General features: G+C 34.3%; 2 protein-coding genes. One reads left to right on the plus strand and one right to left on the minus strand.

Translation table 11 applies throughout. The annotated features are described in order from the left end of the window. Nucleotides 1-553: 553 nt before the first annotated feature. The gene (locus ACEWK1_RS27560) at nt 554-1,504 is read right to left on the minus strand and encodes a YaaC family protein (RefSeq protein ID WP_212138790.1); all 951 of its coding nucleotides are present in this window, start codon (nt 1,502-1,504) and stop codon (nt 554-556) included. Between the two features lie 119 nt (nt 1,505-1,623). Here ACEWK1_RS27560 and ACEWK1_RS27565 point away from each other — a divergent pair. Continuing rightward, nucleotides 1,624-1,928 (plus strand): IMP dehydrogenase (locus ACEWK1_RS27565; RefSeq protein ID WP_416636873.1); only part of this gene is annotated, 305 nt, incomplete at its 3' end.

Here is a 1,928-nt window from a genome sequence, read left to right on the forward strand (position 1 = left end):
GGGGTTTCCCCCTGTGAGAGTAGGACGTCGCCAAGTAAGATGGAGAAAAGATCAGTAGAGATGCTGGTCTTTTTTTGTATTTAGAAGAATAGATAGAGAGGTAGGAATGAGGAAAGAGATAAAAATAGGAAAGAAACAGAACTGGCAAATAAATTACAGTCATGACTATTATATCACAGAGTAAGACTCTTCAAGATAATTACTGTTTCATTAGGAAATAAAGACATGATAACTAGTACTCGACTGGATGTATTGAACCTTAGACGTGACAAACTGATATTTTGACGTAACACTCAATAAAATTGACTTGATCCGATGTCAATTCGATGTGACGCCAGAAATTGACGTGATGACCCGAACCTTAGACGTGACAAACTGACGTTTTGACGTGACGCTCAGTAAAATTGACTTGATCAGATGTCAATTCGACGTGACGTCCAGAAATTGACGTGATGACCATCTCTGTAAATAAAAGATTATAACAGGCACCTCTTATCTAGAGGTACCTACCTAACCTTCACGCATCAACTCACTTCTTTACAAACGCTACTTTCTATAACCGCCCTTCCAAGAACTCCAAAATAAAAAAAGGAATTTTCCTTTTAGCGATTTCCATATATCTTAGTATGAATGGATAGTCATCATTAGTGGCACCTAGTAGTAGTTCATACCACCATTCAGTTTCGTATCTAGAGATCATACTTAGATTATAAAGCAGTAAATAATGAACAAGTATCTCTGGTAAATTTGATAACAATTCACGGGTATTTGGCAAGTAGTACGCTCTCTCATCAATGTGATATAAAAATGGTGATAATTGAACTGACGGATTTGTATGGTTATTTTTAAGATATAGATTATTTTCTTCTTCTCTCTCAATATTATATTGATATCGTTCTTTTATAAATTCTCCAAGACGATTTACCGACATATGAAAGGATTGGGCAATGTCTTCAGTAAGAGCTAGATGACCTAATTTATCACTAGATATCTTAATAAGGGGATTGTCTGATAGATGAAAGATAAAAACATCTTTCATTTCTGCAATTTGTTTTAGTAATTGTTCCATTGAGTATTTTTCTGCTTCAAGATGATCGATATGAAAAAGATGTTTGGCAACATGACTGAATAACCCGTTTCTTTGAATTTTAATTTCATCTTTTAAAAATTGGTATTGTTGCTTTTTTCGTTTTCTACTTGATACACCATGAGCTAGAACAGATGATGTGGAGGGGTATTCAGGGTCCACAATTAATAAACAAGCTTTGATCAGTTGTGATATACCGTAAAAGAGCAAGATTGGCTGAATGGCATGTGGTGATTGATCTGCTTGCTTAAAAAAGTTTTCGCCATGTTTTAGGAAATAGATGAATCGGTAACAATTATCATATGACAGACCACTCGCATTATCATATGAGGAAAGTTGGTAACTTCTCTCTAGTTTCTTTTGTATAGTCTGTGTTGAATGATAAGATAGTAAGCGTTCCCAAGTTAGTGCTGACATAAATTGTACACTCCAATTAATAAATTCTAAATATTTAAACTCTTTATTACTTTCTTGACAGTCTAATGACATGTTGATAATCTACTAATAATATTTTGCCGAATAAGGGGGATTTTACTATGTGGGAACAAAAATTTTCTAAAGAAGGCTTAACTTTTGATGATGTTTTATTAGTACCAGCTAAATCAGAGGTTTTACCTAGAGATGTTGATTTAAGTGTACAATTAACTCCAAGCTTAACGCTTAATATTCCAATCATTAGTGCTGGGATGGATACAGTAACAGAAGCAGAATTAGCAATTGCCATTGCAAGACAGGGTGGTATGGGTGTTATCCATAAAAACATGTCAATTGAGCAACAAGCAGAGCAAGTGGATAAAGTAAAAAGATCTGAAAGAGGAGTTATTACTGATCCATTTTATTT

It is taken from the genome of Metabacillus sp. YM-086 (genome assembly GCF_048059995.1).
Lineage (GTDB): Bacteria > Bacillota > Bacilli > Bacillales > Bacillaceae > Metabacillus > Metabacillus litoralis_B.